Genomic DNA, 15,784 nt, shown 5'->3' on the forward strand with positions numbered 1-15,784 from the left:
GCCGCGGCGCTTCAGGCTACGCACAAGCGTGAAAACCTGAGTTCCGTACTGCACCCGCGTCCCTGGACGAACCGAGGGACGACGGGCAATACGAGCGGCATGGAAGGCGCGCACCCGCTCGCGCCAGGCGGCCGCATAGGGGCCGCCCGGTGGATCGGCTTGTGCAAGGAAGGCTAGTGGACAGTCGTAGTAGAAAGGCCCGCTGCTCTCGTCCATGCTCTTGACGAGGACCTCGCCCCTGCGGCACTCAACGAGCGTCAGCCCAATCCATGTACAGAATGAGCCGTCGCCAGTTTCCGCGCGGGCCAGGTACCACAGTCTGTTCCCGACCAGCCTGGAGGCCAGCACTGAAGCGCAGGCTTGCACGCGCCGCAACTTCTCACGTATCACATGCTGCTTTGAGCCGCGAGAGACCGATGTCTCCATATCAACCTCCAAGGTTGCAGAAGAACGTCAAGCTCGTCGAGCAAGGCTCGGCGCCCGTAACGCACGACCAGGAATCGAAAAATAGAAGCACTTGAATCTCCTGAAGCTGTTGGACAAATAAAAAAGCCCACCGAAAGGCGGGCCACGAGGAAAAGGGAGTTGAAGAAGGAAGGGACTAGAGGCGAGGCGATCAGATCGCAGGCGCGTGCAGCGAATAGGCTCGCTCTACGCGCTGCACCGGCAAATCGAGCACGATCCGAGGTTCCATCGCGAGATCGAGCGGCGGTGGACGTTGTGATTGAACGCTTTCCCAGAACGCCTGCTCTTGCGCCACGATCTCTCGCGCGGCCGATGGCGTCGCATGGATTCGATGAATCTGCAGATCGCGCCCCCCGACAAGAACCATGACATCGAGAGCCTCTGCGCCCGCAACTACGAGCTCATGAAGTGCACGAGCCCTTGCGTATAGCGGTATGTCGCCGTCCCAGTGAGGAGCTTCAGACACCCCCACCACTGCACACATGAGAAGCTGTACAACCGATGAGCCGCCCAAAACCTGCGCCGTGCCACTGAGCATCCATCCATGCTGCAGATGACTGCGTTGCGGGACGCGGCGTGGCTTGTGGCCAGTGCGCGATCTGTAGTGAGCGCTCATGAACGCCTCAATCACATTGCCCCAATAGCTCGCATCGGGATCGATGGCGCCGCAGCCGCCGTGTGGGCCTTCGGCTTGCAGCATCGTTCGTCGCCCCGTCATCTCCATCCAAAGGCGCATCGGCGACTTGAACGGACTCAGGCCCAATGACGCAGCGGCATCAAGTGCACTAATGCCCTGTGGCTCGCCCATGACGCTGGCAGAACAAGGCGTCCAAGTCATATCCGCTCGCTTGAAGCCCATGAACAAGACCGCGTGGTCATCGCAGAACGCGAGACCTTTTGACGCAGAAGCTTGACGACGAAAGTTGGCAACACGGCGTTCCACTCCCCAGAATCAGGATCTAAGGATTTCGGTTCCAATGAATTCATATCTTGAGTGCTCGAGAAAATCAGTTCGATAGTGAAAAGGCGAACTTCATCGGCCAGAACCAGAAGGATTCTTGGCCGTGTCCACCCGCAAGCTGAGCTCCTTGATCTAGCAACGCTAGGAAGCGATCAACCCCTAGAGCTCGACGCGGTGATATAGGGCTGAAAATTTCTGGATTCGACATGCTCTGTCTCTCGTCACACCAATGGATGAATAAGCAGACCGCGACTTTCAGATCCAAGGCACTTCACCAACACTGAGAGGGAGATGGCATCGGTGCCTACCGCCCCTCAAATGCAGATCCCGACAAGGCTCCTTGGCTTGGCGCACAAGACTGGCAAGCAAGGTCACCCCGCCTTTCGTGCCCACACCCCCGTCAAAACGGTTGACTTGGCCAGCACCCCGAAGTAACCTCTCTGTGACGTTTTACAGGTTACTAAAACACGGGGGGCGCTAAGAGCGGAAACGCCGATCAGGCAGCCTCCGACAAGGCTTGGGGTTTATGGAAGATCGACAGACAACACGTCCCACCACCACTTCGCCAAGCGCGCCCGGCACGATCGGGAAGACGGGCCCGAGGGTGCAGGCCCGGCGAGACCTGGTTGGGATCATTGGCGTTGTGGTGGTTGCGCTGGCTCTACGCCCCTCCCTAGTCTCTATCGGACCGACGCTGGATCAGATCCGCGACCACTTCGGTCTTCTGCATTGGGTCGCTGCGCTGTTGACCACCATCCCCGATCTGCTGATGGGACTTCTGGCGTTGCCCACTCCATGGCTAGCTCACAGGTTTGGTCGCGATCGGATGATTCTTTTCGCCCTTGCCTTGTTGAGCGTCTCCACAGTCGCACGCGCTCTCTCAACGAACGTGGCCGTACTGCTTTTAACCAGCGGCGGAGTGGGCATTGGCATCGCAATCGCAGGAACACTCGTCGCCGGCTTTGTGAAAGCAGCCTACGCACACCGCGCAGCAGCGATGATGGGGATCTACGCCACGGCGCTTTCTCTTGGCAGCACACTGGCCGCGGTTTCCTCGGCACCAATATCGTCGGGGGCGGGAGGTTGGCGTCTGGCAGTTGGCATGTGGGGTGTTTTCGGGCTTGCCGGAATCTTTGCGTGGCTCGCTGTGATGAAGAGCGTGGCGCCCAAGGACACCGTTAAGACAAGCAAAGCATTCCCTCGAGCGCCGCTTCCATGGAAGGATGCAACTGCATGGAGGATCGCCATCTTCTTTGCGGCGCTCAACCTGATCTTCTATGCGTTGATCGCCTGGATTGCTCCCATCTTTCTGGAAGTTGGCTTGTCAAGCACGCGGGTGGGTCTGCTGCTCGGCGTGTTCACAGGAGTCTTTATGGTTGCGAGCTTCGCCGTGGGGATGCTCAGCAAGTCATTGGATCGTCGGGGGTGGTTGTTCGGCTGTTCCGTTATGACGGCTATCGGGCTTGTGTTGATGGCCACGGTGCCGGGATTGAGCCCCGTAGGCACTATCGCGCTGACAGCGATCGGGCTGGGCGGCGCGTTCACGCTCGCAATGACGCTGCCGCTGGACAACACATCCGATCCGCACCAAACAAATGCTTGGACAGCGTTCACTTCGATGATCGGCTACGTGGTGGCAGCACTTGGCCCGCTCTCAGTTGGTGCGCTGCGCGATGCGACGGGGAGCTTTACCAGTTCCACATTGCTTCTCTTTGGCTTCTCCGTTCTGATGATTTCGCTTTCACCAACGCTGAGGCCGCGCCGGATCTGAAGGCCTACTCGCATAAACGACCAAGCCCGCCCTTGCGGGCGCATGCCCACAAGGCCTCAATCCGTATTGAGCCCTGGCAGGGGCGCAGGATCACCGCTATTCATACGCCAAGCAGCCTCTCCGCACGAAGCTTGCGGAAACACTCGGTCGGGCGATTCGCGTTCAGGTGACAAGACTCCGCGATAAGAGCACGAGCCTTGAAAATCTTCTTAACCGCATCTTCGTCTATCAGGCTGATGGATCCACTAGCGTTCTAACCTAAGACGCATCGCCACCAGGCAGTTCTGAGCTACCGAGTCAGGTGTGGCGGCGCGGCATCACATCAGCATTTAGCTATGCAGGCGGATTGACGACGGATACATTTATCCTTGCACATCACCAACAGAGAGATGAATTGGCAATGAGACATATCGACTGCGCTAGCGATTTATTCGGCGATCCGGAGGTTCATCAGCTTCTGAACGCGACCGCGCGGCGCGGCACCCTGGAAGTCTGCACGCCTCGCGAGATCAACGTATCACGCGTGCTTGCCTGGCTGTTCGATCCATCTGAAGGGCACGGACTCGGCGACCGCGCACTGCGATCGCTGCTCATCGTTGCAGGACAGCTGGATAAGGCCTCGATGCTGGACAAGCCGACTCAGGACTTTCTGCGGCCGCACAACATCCACCACCTGTCTCTCTCGCACATGCTGGTGAACATCGAGCTGCGAGTAGAGCAGCGCAACGCGCCGGCCACTAGCGCGAAAAGCCGAAAGAACTTGCTAGATGTCGTCGTCATCGAGCCAATGACCAAGGTGTGCATCGCAATAGAAAACAAGTTCGGCGCGGGCGAGTCACCGGACCAACTCAGGCGGTATCGAGCGGTCCTTGAGAAGCGCTTCCCTGACTTCCAGAAGGTCTACATCTTTCTTGACAAACTCGAGGCGGAGCCGAAAGATGATCAGTGGCTTCCGGTCAGTTACAGTTGGCTCAATGGCTTCCTCCTTGAACAGGAGAACGATCCGGCGATCTCCGCGGACGTACGCCGCACACTGGCAGAATTTCGAGATGCAGTGCAAGACGAGGACGAGGAGTCGACAAGCGCATCGGCCAAGGGCCGACTTATCAGTTCAGTCGCAGCGAAGCATGGCGAAGCGATTGAGACCATGTGCGCGATCGGCAGGCCCGCTGGTGGAAAATTCCTGAACGTGCTGGAAGACATTTCAGGCAACACACGAAGCGCCGAAGGGCGCGCGACGCTGTCTCTCTTCAAGCTTTATCACACACGATCGCTTTTGTGGGACGAATGCCGCCAGCGCGCGCGGTTCGCTCCGTTTTTCAACAGTCTGAGCAAAGAATTTCCTGCGGATCTGGATTCTGATGTGAAGCGGATCAAGGCGTGGTATTCATTGCGTTCCTGGCAAAGCCTCGTCGAGGATCGGGACGAATACTTTTTCCCAGTTTCCGTACGCGTGGCCAACCGAGACAACAAGTTTGACCTGTTTACGTATCTAGATCTTCGGTCAGTCCGCCAAAACACACGCGAGCCGTTGCGTGCGTTCGCTTCCGAGATCCGGAAAAAAGCAGGTGGGAGCATGCCCAAGAGGTCAGCTGAGACCTTCGACATCACTGTCAGGCGAGGCCTCGGTCGAGTAGAAGCCGTCGAGGCGGTACGGGCGCAACTAGCTTGGCTTAGAAAAGAATTGGCTGATAAGAAGTTGACATCGATCACCGGGTGACCCAAGGGGTTGCTCGGACGTCGGCTCTTTGTACGAGGGTCACCGTCGAAGGCGACATAGCGTTCGAAGTATCCACAAGCAGCAGGCAATCCCTTTCCGGAACGTCGATCAACACTGTCGATTCCCGAGAAGGGAGGCGCCCCGCCGTCGCTCGTTCATGCATGCTCTGGGTGACATCAGCGCTTGGCCAGCTAAGGTTTTTCTCCGCGTTATCTGTAGCGCTCACTCAAAAGCACATTGATCCGAGCCCGCTCTCCCATGTCTGGATTTGGATCATCGACGGCTATTTATTCAAGATTGCATATTTTTCTTATCCTGGCGCTTCAGCCAAGGTAGCAAAAGTCGCTCGCAACACTACGCAATCGCGATCAGTCGAATTGAGGAGTTTATGAGTGATAAGCGAAGTGCAAGTCGAGATATGGATGTCGGCATTTTTCGCAAGCCGGAGTTGACGTTGATCCCCTCAGCTGACGATAAGTATTCGCTGTTCTATGACGAGACGAACAACATTCGTCGGCTTACCCTCACAGAGACTGGACTGAATCAAGAAGCGCTCGATTGCTTTGTTTTAGGTGGAATCGCCCTCAGGCCTGGAACGACTCTTCCCGATGTGGCGCAGCTGAAGAAAGATCTTCGCATTCCCGCAAACGCTCCAGAGATGAAATTCAAGCATGTAGCTTGGGGACCCTATGAAAAAATACTTTCATCGCATCGACTCGAAGCGCTTCTGACTTGGCTACTTGAAAGTCCTCTGTATATACATTTTACGAACTTCAGTGTTCTCAATTGGTCGATTATCGATCTGGTCGACTCTCTACTGACCGACCAGCAGTTCGAAAATCTATGGCCCTACCATCTTCAGCTGAAGAATGAGCTGCATTCCATCGTAAGGCTCGACCCGCTCGGCTATTTCCGCTTCCTGAAGACCTTCAACTATCCAAACGTGCCATCAGAGCAAACGGCTGAATTTTTGAAAGCTGTCAGGGCGTACCTCTTCGACAAGGTTCGCGGATTTCGCAACTACGAGGCGATGGCCTTCTTCGACATGCTTTCAATCGCATCGTGCGGAACACCCCTGGTTTTCCTCGACGGCAACGAACCAAACACGCTCATCGGAGGATTCCATGGCTTGTTCATCGATCGCCTCGCTACATTCCGGAACGCAAGTCATACGTTCGATGAGGAGCCTGAGGTTGAGAGGTATCTACGTCGCTTCCGCTTCATAGAGGGCGGTCGCGAGCTGACCTACAGCTTTGCCAATTCCAGAAGCGAGCCTGGCATAGAGATCGCAGACGTAGTGTGCGGCCTACTCGGCAAGCACTTCAGCTTTCTGGAGAAAAACTCCATCGATGAGCTTGAGGCAAAGAAAGCAACATTCAGCGAACAGCAGCATCTGAACCTACTTCTCCTAGCTCAGATCATCGATAAAGCCAACGATGAGTGCCCGTGTTTTCTACAGAATCTGGCGCCCCTTGATAGCGGCTACAAAAATGCTTGGTTTGTCGACGGCGAAGAATATCCTGACGAAAATCGCTACTAAAGCGCGCTCGTACGTCATCCACTCGACTGAGTATCGCGATACGCCTCTGCACTATTCGAACGAGGAGCAACATACACGCCCCCCGGTTCGGGTTGCAACGCCGACGGCGTCACAGTGATTTCTTGACCTCCTAGTGGAGTGGGAAAGCTGGCTTCACACCCCGGTACGGGCGAGGGCTGTATCTTCGAGCACCTCAGACAACCTTCTAGGTGGTTTTTGGCAACGGCTCTTCTGCAAGCCTGCGAAGTTCCTCGACCTCTTCTGTTGTCGGCATGCTTACCGCTCCCAAATTGGCCTGGTTGCAACAAACCTTTGCCAGCAGGTGTGCGTGATAGAGCCTAGCGCGCTCATCAGGAGCGCTGCACTCCACGGCGAAAAGGCCACGCCTCCCGGAAAGAAGCTGCAGCGCGGTGACGAGCGACCAATTTGACCCGTGGGCAGCCTTCAGGCCAGCCATCGCCGCCTCTTGTTCGCCACTTGCCATCGCCCATGCGAGCACGGCATCCGCACAGTCTCGTACGAGAGGTAGATCAAAAGGCGCGGCGGCGCGAGCTCGCGCGATCTTGTGAAGAAGTGAGGCGCTGGCGGCGTTCATAGGCCTGTAAGTTTCGAGCAAAAGCCGGTCGCCGCGAACGTCTACAGGGTGATTTGCAAGCGGTTTTGGTTGAGAAGAGGAGGCCACGATCCGACTGGTTAGGCCAGTAGTCGCCTGCAGACATATTTACTACAGCATCGTGTACAGTATGTTGCAAAGCGCAACGCATTGAGACATGAGCGCCGAAGAGACGGTCGGGCGGCTATCCGAAAGCATACCGAGGTCAAGCCCATTCCTAGCCACTGCGCCAGAGCAAGGCCATGGGATCTGGGGCGACATTCTGGAGATCACGGTCGGAAGCTTTCACACACGCACCGAGAGCAACAAGAGCGGAAAGCCTTCCCGCGAGGGAATCCGCAACATAGGAGGAACAGTGAGTGAATGAAGTGTCCAACGCCTTGGGCGCGGTCCATCCGTCGCTTGCAAGTCTTCATGGCCTACCGCTCTACGTATTTCTGCTGGTTGCGGTGCTTACCCTGGCGTTCTTGATTGGATATGCGCTCAAGGGAACACAGGTCTGGTGGCAGCTCAGGTCCACGATAAAGGCGGTTCGTCGATTCCGGACGGCAGGTACCGCGCCAGATCCGAAGAAAGTTGCTCCCGCATTTCGATCGGAGCCTCTGAGACACCTATGGGAAGAGTACGCCGATACGCTGCATGAGCTGCGCAAGGCGAGTTCCGGAACGACCGCGCTTGCTGAATTTCGGGCTACCGTTCCCGCTGAGTCCATGTTCACCAAGGAGGTCTTGGTCGATGGTCGCTTGTTCGATGAGTTCACTCGACACCTCCCTGGTGTACTCACTGGACTCGGCATCATCGGAACGTTTGCTGGCTTGCTGAGCGGGCTGGAGAAATTCAAGGTTGACCCCGAGAAGATCCAAAACACAGTCAACGGGCTTGGCCCTCTGTTGGAAGGCGTCCAGCACGCCTTTGTGGCTTCCGGCGCCGCTATTGCCTGCGCGATGCTGGTGGTGTTCATCAGCCGGTTCGCACTGGCGTACCTCTATCGGCTCGTCGAACACCTGACGCACGGTATTGACAGCCTGTACCAAACGGGAGCCGGCGAGGAGTACCTGGCAAGATTGGTCAAGTCGTCAGAGCAAAGCGCTGCCAGTACCGCGCAGCTCAAGGATGCTCTTGTGGAGGACCTTCACAAGATGATGACCAACCTTGTCGATCGACAGATCGCGGCGCAGGAGGTTTCCTCCCTCGCACTGGGTAAACACATCAGTGAGGCCATCTCAACGGCCATTGCCGAGCCGATGAAACGCGTCAGTGATGCCATGGAGGTGACGGCTCGTGGCAACGGTGAGCAGGTCAACTCAATGCTCGAGAATTTGCTGACCGGGTTCATGGCCAAGCTAGAGGACACCTTCGGTGGACAGATGCGCGGCATCAATGAGCAGATGCAGCGCTCAATGGACTCAATGGCAGCGGTGCAGGCATCCTTGCAGGGGCTTCTAGCCGACATCAAGCAGACAAACGAGCAAGCAGCGTCTCAGATGAGCGGAACGCTCGAAGATGCGATGAGGAAGGCTGCAGATAACCAGCAACTGCTCACGGACCAAATGCGCGAGTTCGTGCAGGATTTCAGACGCTTGGTCACAGACGAACAGCACAAGTCCAAGCAGGCTATGGACGAAGCAGTGATGAAAGTTCTTGGCGAGGTCGCCACTGCCATGGAGGGCTTGGAGAACCTGCGCAAGGTCTCCGCAGCCGAGGAATCTGGCCGCAACGATAGGCTGGCCGTACAGACCAATCAGTTGGTCGGGGGTTTGACGACTCAGGTCGAATCCCTGCTTGGAGCGGTTTCGGATCAGGTCACAAAAACCCAGCGCAACATTGACGCGCTGGGCGATGTCTCCTTGCGAGCCATCGACGGCATGAATCAAGGAGCATTGACGATGGGCACGGCCGCTCAGCGATTCGAGACGGCCGGCAGTTCTGTCACAGGTGCTTTTGATCGATCGACGCAAGCAGCCAATACTTTGGCATCTACCGCCGCCACCCTCCAGGCTGCATCCACTGCGGTTCAGCGTGGGTTTGAACAGTATGACTCCACACGCAAGACCGTGGACACACAGGTGGCCGCCCTCATGGGCCTTATTGAGTCAGTCAAGAAGGAAGCGGGCGTATCGCAAGAGCTTGTCAACAGCATCAAGTCCAGCGCGGAGGCGATGAAGCAGTCGGAGATGGAATCTCGTTCCCACCTGGAGCAAGTCAATGCAGCGCTGGTAAAGGCCTTCAGCGACTTTGGCAACTCACTGGTGAGCCAGGTCAAGTCGACCATCGCAGAGACCGACCGTCATCTCGCACAAGGAACCGGGCATCTGAACGGCGTGGTTCAGGAACTCGCTAACGCTGTGCAACGCATGAAGAGGGCCTGACGTGCTCGCTCGACTGGTTCTCAAGCGAGGCGGTAAGCACGAAGGCGAAAGCCCCTTCTGGATCTCATTCTCCGACCTGATGTCGGCGTTGATGGTCCTGTTCTTGGTCGTAATGGCCGTAACGTTGGTCTCGGTGACCCAAAGCATCGACGCCGCGACTCGAGCGACCATCGAAAGGAGTGCGGCGATCAACCGAGTAATGGCGATGATTGCTCAAGACCCCAAGAGCTCAGGCGTTGGCGTCGATCAACAGAACTTTCGTATCGATCTGGGCAAAGAAGTTCGATTTGACAGCGGCAAGTACACCATCAACGCGACCGCAGGGCAGTTCCTGCGAAGCTACATCCCCGTGCTTCTTAAGGCCAAGGACACGCCCGAAGGGCAACGATGGATGCGCAGTGTCGTCGTCGAGGGGTTCACCGACGAGGACGGCACCTACCTCTACAACCTCCAACTCAGCCTTGACCGCAGTCGCAGCGTGGTCTGCTCGCTGTTTCAGGGCAGCGCAGCCAATGAGGTGCTGACGCCTGAACAGCTTCGCAAGGTACAGGAGTTGTTCCTAGTGGGCGGCTATTCTTTCAACTCCATAAAAAAAGACAAAGCTGAAAGTCGCCGCGTCGAATTCAAGATTGACTTCTGGGGTTTGGACGAACGGGTTCCCGACGCGAGCGACGTTTTGAAGGGCAAGGAGTTTGGAAGGTGCTAGCCGCATCCGCTCTTCAACATCTGAGCAGAGACCTTGCCGCCTCAATCGCAGCGATGGGTTTGCATGCAGGAGAGTTCGGAAGGCCTGAGCTGGTAGAGAAGCCTACACGTGAGGCAGAGCAGCTATTCCAAGGCTACGCGAAAGCCAAGCCCAACAAGGAAGATGCTTATGCGGCAGCGCGGACCTTCGTAAGAGGACAGCCGCTCGATACGTGGCAGCGCGATCTTGTCGCCAGCGCTTTGGCCGAGCCCATTCGTGAGCACTCTGGAGCCTTGGCACTTGCCTCAGCGAACCTGGCGGCTCTGCTCGCTTCTTACGAAGCCGAAGCGAAGCAAGGAGATCTGTGGCGCCTCACCTGGCACGGCCTTCTTTATTCGTACTTCAACTTTGACCTCGAGACGGCAAAAAGCGAGGCCGCGAAGGAAGGTTGGGAGTCTCTACGGTCGTTCCTTGAGCGCACGTGGCCATTGATCGATCGGCAGGCCGGCATGGAAATGGTTCCCGACTGGGTGAACGTGCTGCGCTTGGAGTCTGCTGTTCTGAGCAAGAATCCGGTCGAAAAATACGCGCAAGCCTACCTAAGAGACGAAATCGAACCCATCAACCGTCTCGCGGAAAATCTGGGCATTCCACCGTCGAGCTGGTTTTGGCACGCATTGGTGTTTGGCGCAGTGAGACGAGCAGCCGCAGAGGCCGACTCTGAATTCCGCAGGCTTGTCCCCCAACTGATCAAACTCATTCAGGGCAAACCAGGCTTTCGAGACGATGCGATTGAAGCCATCCTAATCCGCTACCACGCTTGTAAGGGAGCCCCACCGGATGAGCGTCTGCGCGACTTCGTCTGTCAAACGACGGTTTGGAAAAACCCAAAGCTCAAAGCGGCAGGTATCGCCACCGCTTGGAACCGAGTTCCGGACTCAGTATGGCAAATGGTGCTCAGTTGGGTCAACGAGCGCAATCTCAAGGACTTCTTCGATATCCTCGCTGCCAGAAATAACGCAGACGAGGGGCGGTTGGCCTTCTGGTCAAAATATCTGAAGCAGATCTCTTGGACCCGCCTAGTCTTCGGCGCCGACACTATGGCGTTGAGGCGGACCAATCCCGGCGTGCGCGAACTTATCGGCCGAGAGGAAGGCGCCTATGCGCAGTTGGCAAACAAGCCTGAAGTTGATGCATTCATGATGCAGTTGGGCTCGTACCTCATCATCGAGTTCAGCAAGAAGCCCAACGCGTGCTACGTCTATAAGGCAGACCAACTACCGTTTGAGCCTTACTCGCGTCACTACGACGGCGGCACAACTGACCTGGCCGCTGGCTTTCGGGACGGCTGTGCGCTACGTATCGTTCATCGAGAAGGTTGGGGTTTACGTGCAGAGCACGATCTCCGAAATCTTGGAATCTTCCCCGATGTACCCGGACCTCGGCGCGTCTCGTCTTCCGCCGCAACAGCTACTACCACCAGCACAACAAACACCGAACGTTTGAGCGCGACGATACCCGAGTTGACCACAGTGGGACCCGATATGAGAAGGCTGAACTCACTTCTCTCTCGATTCCGAGGAACCTCCATCGACGACAGGCGAAAGTCTTCAAACGGGGGGCGACTATGGGTTGAAGACCCACATCAACGCGCACAGCTGGCATCGGAGCTGAAGGCGCTCGGCTTCAAGTGGGCGAATAGCCGTCAGGCCTGGTACTTCCCGGAGAGCTAATGGGACTACTCGATTTCTTCAAACGTGCCACGGCCTCCAAAGGCTCCGGCTCCATCCTCGCAACGACTTGGACTTTGGAAGGCGTGCGTGTTGATTTCAACAGCGAGATCCCCGAACCAACCGCTGAGGGTCTACTTGAGGCCATTCATCGGGCCAACGCAGAAGACTCGGTACTTGGAGCATATCTGGCTCAGCTCGCGTCAGAGCGTCGGTGTCAGGTAGATACTCGTGGGGCGACCATCCCTTGGGCCGACATCTATGCACTGCTGGGAGCGGCAGAGCACGTTGGCGCACTGAAGTTGCTAGACCTTCCACCGCCAAGTCCATTGCGCCCGATCATCGATGGGGCCGGAACTCTATCTTCTGACGACTTCTCGCTCGCGATATCAGGTTGGACCGATGGCATAAAGCAAGTAGCTGTGGAGCAGCTTGATGGCGCAGTTGTCACTGTGGCTGGCAATCCTCAACTCTTGCCAGCAGCGGCTTGGTCCGTCGTGACCGAAATTGCAGCATTTCAATCCCGCCCATCCGAGGAAAGAGCACAACATCCCCAGGAACTTGCTTGGGGACGTATTCGTCGCTTCGCTGAGCATGCGGGCGCACTTTACGCAAACCCCTATCTCGAGACAACGCTGGTGCTGACGCCCGAGAGCCTACGCCTACCCTTGGCGAAGGAACAAACGCCATTTGGGCGAGTATTGACGGTCTCGCCAACGTTTGAAGGAGCTCCTGATGGTTGGCTCACGGCGTTCGATGGCTTTAACTCTGTGCAGCCCCACTACGATTTCACACGTGGAGCCGGGCGCATTCGCGTAGTGATTTCCGAGCCGGTACGCAAGGTACTGGGGGTCATCAAGCGCGAGATGCCAAACCGCAAGGTGGCCGGGGCCAGGGCTGAGAAATTTGTCCACAATCCATTTGCTTTCTTGGGAGAAAGCGCGCATGAGGTACTAAGCGAGCGAGAGTTCGAGGAAGACCGGGCCGAAGCCGGAGCTGTCGCCGCGGTTTTCAGCATCGTCGGGCGGACTGAACACTGCCGCATCGAGGCCGTGGATTTGCTGGTCACTGAGCACTTCGGCGATGGCGCCGCGAGGACCGATACGAAGGGCTTTAAGACACCCGATGAGCTGGATCAATTTTTAGGAACGCTAAGGTCCGCGCTCGAGCAGGATCGAGAAAATTTCCCTTGGGATGAATACGATCTCACTATCGATGCCGACTCTACTACCCGGCTTGAACAAGGCATCCAACTAGTTCACCTGTGGCGCACTCAGCCAGCCCAGCATATCAGCCTCGACGACGTCTACCAGCTTGATGGTTACAGTCATCGGATCGAAGGCATTGGCGTGGCCAAGCCAATCTATGTCCCCGTCTTCCAGCGTGAAAAGAAGGAACATGAGGAAGAGTCCGGATGGCTGCCGCCCGACCTGACGCCAATGGTGAAGGTGACTCTACGCGGGCATGAGGGCCAGGTCCTCATACCGCTGACGAAGGAATGGGTCGGGGATTTCGATAGACAAGTTGTCGAAGCGGAAACCCAGGGAATGGCGGAGGTTCGCAATACAAGCCTGCCAACGTCGATTGCCACCTCACAAGCTCGAGCGCTTGTCGATGGTTTCAAGGCAATGCTCGGCGAAGGTAAAGTAAAGATCGACGGTGGGACTGGCGAGAAGGTGGCGAAGGGGTCGCGAGAAACTCTTCTGATCAAAACCAACTTTCACGGCGTCGATTACCTGGAAGAGCGTCGAACGTCTCTTGCGTTGCCGGAAGGATGGGAAGCAGTTCTACCGAGGTCTCTGCGACCGTCCATTCGCTTGAAAGGGCATCAGCTGTATGGTGTGGCATGGTTCCAGCACCTAGTATCGAGGACACCAGCTGAGTGCCGCGGCGCCCTACTTGCCGACGACATGGGACTTGGAAAGACGCTTCAACTCCTATGCGTCCTCGGCTGGTACTACGAGAAAAACTCGAACGCGGCCCCCTCTGTCATCTTTGCGCCGAAGAGCCTACTGGAGAACTGGGCGAATGAGGCGGGCAAGTTCTTCAACGATTCTTTTCCAGAGGTACTCGTTCTCTACGGCGACGAACTGAGGGCTCGCAAGCAACCGCTCGGCTTGATCGACCGCCAGCTGCAAGATAAGGGCATCGTCGAGCTTCTGAAGCCCGGCTGGGCTAGTACAGCAAAAATCATTGTCACGACCTATGAGGTGTTGACGTCCTACGAATTCTCACTGGCCAGGCAGCCATTTGCATTCCTGATCTGCGATGAGGCTCAGCGCATCAAGACTCCAGGGACTTTGGTAACGCTTGCGGCGAAGAAGCTAAAAGCTGATTTCCGTATCGCGTGCACTGGGACTCCAGTCGAAAATTCGCTTGCCGACCTGTGGTGCCTGTTCGATTTGGTGCAGCCTGGCCTACTAGGTGCTTTGGAAGATTTCGGAAAAACCTACCGTAGACCCATCGAGTGCCAGACGGAAGAGCAACTTGCTGCGTTACGGCGCCTCCAATCTGCCATTGCGCCACAGACGCTTCGACGCACAAAAGCAGACATCGCCGCGGACCTTCCAAAGAAGCTCTTTGCTTTCAAGAAGGCTGCGGACATGGAACTGCAGTTCAAGCCTTTGCTGGCTGATGACGAGCTTCTTGAAATCCCTTTGACAGAGCATCAACGCATTCTGTACAAAGGCGGGCTCAAGAAGCTTCAAGACGCCGCGAACGAATCAAACGGCCGCAAGCGCGCTCAGCTGTCCTTCGGTGCGTTGCACCTGATGAAGGCGGTCTGCGCGGAACCGTACTGCCTCCCGGGCACGAAATTCATGGTCGACAAGGCGGGACGCGATCCGCACCTCGCGAACTCCCCAAAGTTGAGTTGGTTGCTTTTCCACTTGGCGGAAGTTCGGCGTGCTGGTCAAAAAGCTATTGTGTTTACGGAGTTGCGAGAGGCTCAAGCCGCGCTGTACTACTTTTTGAAAGAGTCCTTTGGACTGCGCCCTTTCATCATCAACGGCGACTCACAAGGACGGCAAAGCTACATCGACAAGTTCTCCGCCAAGCCGGGTTTTGACGTCATCATCTTATCCACCCTTGCAGCGGGAGCGGGCCTCAATGTCACCGCTGCAAACCATGTTTTCCACTTTACCCGTGCATGGAATCCCTCCAAGGAAGCCCAGGCTACCGACCGCGCCTTCCGCATCGGGCAACAGCTAGACGTCCACGTGTACTGCCCAACAGTGGTTGCGGACGACTTCCATACCTTCGAGGTCCGGCTCGATCAGCTTTTGAAACGCAAGGCTGGTCTGGCAGGCTCCACATTGGACGATGGTGGCTTGGATAACACCCTCGCCTCAATGCTCAACGGTTCTGGCAAGGATGCGACGTTCACCGAACTGGTCGGGCGCGGGGACGATGGTGAGGCTATGCCGAAGCGATATCTGACGATGGACGATGTCGACCGGCTAGACGGCGATGGCTTAGAGATCCTCTGCTGCTTGCTCTGGCAGAAGCAAGGGTTCCAAGCTACCGTCACCCCGAAGCGCCGCGGCGATGGTGGCATTGACGTGATAGCGTTCAAAGGCCGAGAAGGAGAACTTCTGCAATGCAAAAGCTCCAAATCGGCGGAGGTCGGTTGGGATGCGGTGAAAGAAGTGACGGCCGGCGCTGCAAGGTATCAGGCACGGTTTAGGGGTACCCGGTTCCGACGGGTAGCTGTGACCAACCAACGCTTCACGGCTGGGGCTAGGGAGCAGGCCTCGGCCAATCAAGTCGAACTAATCGTTCGATCCCACCTTGAAGCATTGCTGGGCAAGCACCCGATCACGAACCACGAGCTGGACGAAGCGGTTCAGGAGCTGGCACTGTCCACTGAACTTGTCGTTTGAGATGAAATCGCGAGCGCGCTGAAATTCGGCACAAGGACCTTCGTTCATG

The 15,784-nt window shown here is 56.7% G+C and carries 9 protein-coding genes; 7 read left to right on the forward strand and 2 right to left on the reverse strand.

Annotated features, from left to right (window positions below; all coding sequences use genetic code 11):
- Nucleotides 1-616: 616 nt before the first annotated feature.
- Entirely contained in the window at nucleotides 617-1,408 is a 792-nt protein-coding gene (locus tag AC07PU_RS31790) for a YqaJ viral recombinase family protein (RefSeq protein WP_495322294.1), read from the reverse strand.
- 544 nt (nucleotides 1,409-1,952) lie between these two features.
- Between AC07PU_RS31790 and AC07PU_RS31795 the strand changes: the two genes are divergently transcribed.
- The 3 genes from AC07PU_RS31795 (at nucleotide 1,953) to AC07PU_RS31805 (ending at nucleotide 6,457) form a co-directional block, all read left to right on the forward strand.
- Nucleotides 1,953-3,197, forward strand: a complete 1,245-nt coding sequence (locus AC07PU_RS31795) for an MFS transporter (RefSeq protein ID WP_495322296.1) — start codon at nucleotides 1,953-1,955, stop codon at nucleotides 3,195-3,197.
- A 400-nt stretch (nucleotides 3,198-3,597) separates the two neighbouring features.
- Complete coding sequence (locus tag AC07PU_RS31800) at nucleotides 3,598-4,917, forward strand: PDDEXK-like family protein (RefSeq protein ID WP_495322298.1); 1,320 nt, start codon at nucleotides 3,598-3,600, stop codon at nucleotides 4,915-4,917.
- Between the two features lie 418 nt (nucleotides 4,918-5,335).
- Entirely contained in the window at nucleotides 5,336-6,457 is a 1,122-nt protein-coding gene (locus AC07PU_RS31805) for a DUF3800 domain-containing protein (protein ID WP_495322300.1), read from the forward strand.
- Between the two features lie 205 nt (nucleotides 6,458-6,662).
- On the opposite strand, the gene AC07PU_RS31810 is transcribed toward AC07PU_RS31805, so the two are convergent.
- Nucleotides 6,663-7,052: a hypothetical protein gene (locus AC07PU_RS31810; protein WP_495322301.1), complete on the reverse strand. Its 390-nt coding sequence runs from the start codon at nucleotides 7,050-7,052 to the stop codon at nucleotides 6,663-6,665.
- A 377-nt stretch (nucleotides 7,053-7,429) separates the two neighbouring features.
- On the opposite strand from AC07PU_RS31810, the gene zorA reads away from it, so the two are divergent.
- From zorA to AC07PU_RS31830, 4 genes are read left to right on the forward strand one after another with little or no spacing between them, the layout of a single operon-like run.
- Complete coding sequence (gene zorA / locus AC07PU_RS31815; RefSeq protein ID WP_495322302.1) at nucleotides 7,430-9,439, forward strand: anti-phage ZorAB system protein ZorA; 2,010 nt, start codon at nucleotides 7,430-7,432, stop codon at nucleotides 9,437-9,439.
- 1 nt (nucleotide 9,440) lies between these two features.
- A complete protein-coding gene (locus AC07PU_RS31820) occupies nucleotides 9,441-10,145 on the forward strand; it encodes an OmpA/MotB family protein (protein ID WP_495322304.1) in 705 nt (234 codons plus the stop codon).
- Entirely contained in the window at nucleotides 10,139-11,857 is a 1,719-nt protein-coding gene (locus tag AC07PU_RS31825) for an EH signature domain-containing protein (RefSeq protein ID WP_495322305.1), read from the forward strand. Before AC07PU_RS31820 ends, AC07PU_RS31825 begins: the two co-directional genes overlap by 7 nt.
- The gene (locus AC07PU_RS31830; protein WP_495322307.1) at nucleotides 11,857-15,735 is read left to right on the forward strand and encodes an SNF2-related protein; all 3,879 of its coding nucleotides are present in this window, start codon (nucleotides 11,857-11,859) and stop codon (nucleotides 15,733-15,735) included. The genes AC07PU_RS31825 and AC07PU_RS31830 overlap by 1 nt, the downstream gene beginning before the upstream one ends.
- Nucleotides 15,736-15,784: the final 49 nt, after the last annotated feature.

The sequence above is a fragment of the Variovorax sp. GW821-FHT10D07 genome (assembly GCF_059415325.1).